Here is a 4,940-nt window from a genome sequence, read left to right as displayed (position 1 = left end):
CGGAACAACTCGCCAATGGGCACCGTTTTCTGGTTCTGCCCCGCCGTTACGCTGTCATGCACCTCGGCCAGGCTGGCACGGGCCTGGTCGGGGCCGCTCGCCCGCTGCAGTATTTGCAGCGCCTCGTCTTCGCGGCCCTGCATAGCCAGCCAGCGCGGACTCTCGGGCACAAACAGCAAGGCTGCAAAGTAGACAACCGCCGGCAGCGCCTCCACACCCAGCATCCAGCGCCAGCCCCACTCCCCCAGCCGCAGTGACTCAGCCCAGGCAAGGTCCGACTGACCAAGCTTCAGGATCAGGAAATTACTGAAAAACGCCACCGATATGCCAATGACGATATTGAGCTGATTGAATGACACCATGCGACCACGCACTGCCGCCGGCGCCAGTTCGGCGATATACATCGGCGCGATGATCAATGCTGCTCCCACACCCAGCCCGCCGATCATGCGGGCAATTACCAGGGTGATGAAATTCGGCGCCAGCGCCGAGGCGACCGCCGATAGCGCAAACAGAACCGCGGCAATCTTCAACACCGGCCGGCGCCCCATCCGGTCACTTAAGGGTCCCGCCACCAGCATCGCCAGCGTGGCGGTCAGGGTCAGCGAGGCGACCGACCAGCCAAGCTGAATCTTGCTGAGGCTGAACTCGGTTTCGATAAAGCCGACGACGCCGGAGATCACCGAGGCATCGAAACCCATTAGAAAACCGCCGAGCGCAACAATCAGCGCAACGGTCGCTGTGAAACGCGTGCCCGGCTGCATATCCTGTACCCCTTTATTCGACGATCTGAAATTCGCCGGTCAGTTCGGCTTCGGAACTGCCGCCCACCCACAGGTGAAACCTGCCCGGCTCCGTTACCAGTTGCATTTTGCGGCCGTAAAACGCCAGCGCGTCAGTATGCAGCGCAAACTCCACGACGACTGTCTCACCTGGCTCAAGGTGTACCCGCTGGAAGCCCTTCAGCTCTTTCACCGGCCGGGTGACGCTGCCAACCAGATCACGCACGTACAGCTGCACCACCTCCGTGGCGGCCGTTTTGCCGCTATTGGTCAGGTCGACGCTGACGTGAAGCGTGTCGCCCAGCCGAATCCCGGCCTCCCTGAGCCTGAGGTTGTTGTATTGGAAATGCGTGTACGACAGGCCATGACCGAAAGAAAACAGCGGCAAAAGACCGGCATCCAGATGATAAGAGCTCATGCCAAACGAAGTTTGTGCCGCATGCTGGTCAATGTCGTCGATATGCACAATTGTTTCCGCCGACGCCGGCTTGCCGGTGTTTTTCTGGTTGTAGTAGATAGGAATCTGCCCAACCATGCGCGGGAAGGTTACCGGCAGTTTGCCCGACGGTGACGCTACACCGAACAGCAAATCGGCAATTGCCGGCCCGCCCATCGTGCCGGGGTGCCAGGCAAACAGGACCGCATCAACGTCGTCGATGATATTGGTCAGCGTCAGCGGGCGGCCTGCCATGATCACCGCGATTACCGGCTTGCCGGCTTCGCGCACACGACGCACCAGGTCTGCCTGATCGCCAGGCAAATCGATGCTGGCACGTGAGTGGGCCTCGCCCGACAGTATCGACTCTTCGCCCAGGAACAGGATCGCCACATCCGAGTCAGCGGCGACGCTGGCTGCCTCATCGAAAGCGTGCGTCGCGCGGCTGCGGCTGGTTTCCATCGCACGCACATAGCGAACGCTGAGCTGGTCGCGATAGCCGTCCTGGATCGCCTGCAGCGGTGTTATAGCGAGCTCGCGGTCACCGTCGAATATCCACGTGCCCAGCTGCTCGTACGGTGCGTCAGCCAGCGGCCCGATAATGGCAACCGATTCCAGTTTTTCCGCCGACAACGGCAGTGCATCGTTGTCGTTCTTCAGCAGCACCACGCTCTGCAGCGCTGCTTCGCGAGCCGTGTCCAGGGCGTGCTCGCTGCCGATACCGGGCAGTGCTGCCGGGTCGGTGTAGGGATTTTCGAACAGACCCTGGCGTACCTTCACCCGCAGGATATTTGCCGCCATCGTGTCGATGGTCGCGATATCGATGTGTCCTTCTGCAACCAGCTCCGGCACGTGGTGCAGGTACGACTGGCCAAACATCTCCATATCGACCCCGGCAGTCACGGCGGCGACGGCCGATTCGCGGTCGTTTTCGGTCAGCCCGTGAATGGCCAGCTGTCGAACCGAATCCCAGTCGCTGACGACAAAACCGTCGAACGCCCACTCGTCGCGCAGCACCCGGCTCATCAGGAACTCGTTCGCGGTTGCCGGTACGCCGTTAATATCACTGAACGAGGCCATCAGCGTGCCCACACCGGCATCCACGGCAGCCTTGAACGGTCGCAGGTAATAATTTCGCAGCTCGTATTCGGAAACGTTGGTCGTTGCGTAATCACGACCGCTCTCCACGGCACCGTAGCCGGCAAAATGCTTGGCGCAGGCGACGATGGAGCCGGCAGCGGTCTGGTCTGCCCCCTGGAACCCGTGCACTGCCGCCGCGGCAAATTCGCTGACCAGGTAGGCGTCTTCGCCAAAGCCCTCGGCGATGCGGCCCCAGCGCGGGTCGCGGCTTACGTCGATCATCGGCGCAAAGGTCCAGTTTATTCCGACCGTTGCTGCTTCCTGCGCAGCAACGCGGGCACCGGCACGCGCGATTTCCGGGTTCCAGCTGGCCGCCTGGCCCAGCGGGATAGGCATGATCGTCTTGAACCCGTGAATGACGTCGCGACCGACCAGCAGCGGGATGCCCAGCCGGCTCTCCTCGACTGCAATACGCTGCAGTTCATTGACAGCACCAATATCGACGAGGTTCAGGACCGAGCCGACCTGTCCTGACTGGATCGCATGACGCAGGTGATCAGGCGCGGACGGACCCTCGGTATGCACCTGGTTCATTTGCCCGACCTTTTCTTCCAGGGTCATCCGGGCCAGCAGGTCGGCTACGCGCCGCTCGACAGCATGGTCTTTCAATCAATCTGTCCTTGGGCAATTCACAGTCTTTGTTATGCAGCTCACGCGGAAGCGTGAGTCATTGCCGCGTAGTTTGCCCGCATCGGCCCGCGTCGACAAATACCTGTTGCAGCGCTCAGCGCACAAAGCGAATACTGTCCAGGTAAATAGTAAACGGCCGCCGCGCGCCGCTGAATACGATCACAAAACCGGTCTTGATACTCGACATGTCCAGCCGGCTGACCTTGATGCGGTAACGTTTCCATTCGCTGCCCAGCACGATGCCATCCACGGATTTTTTACCAGAATCCGGGTACGGCTTGTCTTTTTCCACCAGACCGACGCCGATATTCATTTTTTCGGCACCGTACTCGCCGCGCGCCCACAGTTCGAGGTACTTCGCACCGCTCAGGTCAAAACCACCCTCCATGTCGCCCCAGTTGTTGGGCGGATGCTGCCAGGCAATACCGGCCCAGCCGGCCGGACCGTCAAAATGAATGCGTATGCAGGCACTGCCGTCATGACAATTGTCGGTGTGATCGCCGTCCATAGTCAGCGCATCGGTCGCGCCCATCCACCCCGACGGCACCCACGGCATGCCCTCGAGGCTGTCGTGATAGACGTAAACCGGAAAGCGCGTGCGCACCTTGCCTTTTACCAGCAACGGCACATTCGCTGTGCCGGCATTGCCTGCTTCGTCTTTTACATACAGGAACAACCGGTAAGGACCGGGGTCTTGCGGCATGCGCAGCACTGCGCCGCCGGAATCGCCTTCAAGTAGGGCGCCCTCAATATCCGGCAGCATCGGCCGGAAGTCGCCGCCGGTCATGTATTCGTCCGACTCGGCACGCAGCGCCCAGTGTGCCTGCAGCACGCCGCCCTCGGGATCGCTGACAGCCGCTTTAACACTCACCCTCGCACCCGGTTTCACCTGCGGCGAACCGTCGACGACCAGCGGCTCGACTAATGGTGCGCGATCGGCCGGTGGCTTGCCGGACCACAGCTCCGTCAGCGCATCGATAGCGCCAAGCCGTGAACCATCGGGCAGAAACATGCCGAACCAGGTCGCCGTTGCCTCCATCTTGTAACCCCAGACAAAGGCGTAGGAACCCAGCGCCAGGCCGGGGGCGTCCAGCACGCCCTGCCGGTAGCTGCGCCGGTAGTAGTCCGCCTTCCGGGTGCTGGTCAGTTCGTGTGGTGCGCCCCACTCGTTTTTCGGAATTTCCCAGGTCCCGGGATGGCCGAACTCGGTAATTACATACGGCTTGGTGCCGCCGCCGGCGCGATAGCGTTCAGGCAGCGACGGCGCGCCACCGTAGGAATTGATACCGTGCAGGTCGATCGCCGGCGCGTCGTTGACCGCCCTGATACGACCACCGCCAATCTCGGCGGTCACGGTCATGGTCGGGTGATGCGGATCCAGCTCCCTGACCATCGCGGCAACCTCGTTGACGGCTTGCCAGATTGCCGGGTTGTCGCCGGACTCGAAGCCTTCCATTTCGTTGCCGATGCCCCACAGCAACAACGCCGGGTGATCCCTGTATCGCAGCACGGCCTCGCGCGCCGTTGCCAGCTGTTGCCGTACCTGTTCGGGGTCGTTGTAATCGAAGCCGTGACGCTCGTGGCCGAGCCAGATACCAACGGTGACGGAAATACCCAGCGCGTGCGCCGCATCCAGCCGGGCGTCGAGATCCCCGGCGCCCCAGGTACGTATTGAATTGCCGCCGGCGGCTGCCAGCTGCTCCAGTGCACCGTCGCCGCCGGCACCACGGATGAAATAAGGCTCGCCGCCGCGATAAAGCTGCCAGCCCTTGTCAGTCTGCTTTAACTCGACGGGAATCGCTTGCGCAAGACTATGCACTGGGCAGGCCATAAAGACAGCAAGAAAGAATATCGGCGTCAGACCAGTTTTTTTTGCCACAAACGCGTTCCGGTTAACTGGCTAATATCGGGGTCACGAATATCGGGGTCAGACCGAGATTCTTTGTCACAAT

The 4,940-nt window shown here is 61.4% G+C and carries 3 protein-coding genes; all 3 read right to left on the bottom strand.

Going from position 1 to position 4,940, the window contains the following annotated elements:
- A partial coding sequence (locus HKN06_00330) for an MFS transporter (protein NNF59751.1) occupies positions 1-764 on the bottom strand: 764 nt, incomplete at its 3' end.
- 13 nt (positions 765-777) lie between these two features.
- Positions 778-2,919 carry a glycosyl hydrolase gene (locus tag HKN06_00325; GenBank protein ID NNF59750.1) on the bottom strand — a complete coding sequence of 714 codons (2,142 nt, stop codon included), beginning with the start codon at positions 2,917-2,919 and terminating at the stop codon, positions 778-780.
- A 163-nt stretch (positions 2,920-3,082) separates the two neighbouring features.
- Positions 3,083-4,867 carry a hypothetical protein gene (locus tag HKN06_00320; GenBank protein NNF59749.1) on the bottom strand — a complete coding sequence of 595 codons (1,785 nt, stop codon included), beginning with the start codon at positions 4,865-4,867 and terminating at the stop codon, positions 3,083-3,085.
- Positions 4,868-4,940 lie beyond the last annotated feature (73 nt).

It is taken from the genome of Gammaproteobacteria bacterium (assembly GCA_013003425.1).
GTDB lineage: Bacteria > Pseudomonadota > Gammaproteobacteria > Steroidobacterales > JABDKV01 > JABDJB01.
The sequence above is the reverse complement of the archived record's forward strand: the minus strand, read 5'-3'. Positions and strand labels throughout refer to the sequence as shown.

Excerpts from the sequence above, each read along its gene's own strand:
- HKN06_00325 (NNF59750.1), bottom strand. The coding sequence starts at position 2,919 with ATGACCCTGGAAGAAAAGGTCGGGCAAATGAACCAGGTGCATACCGAG.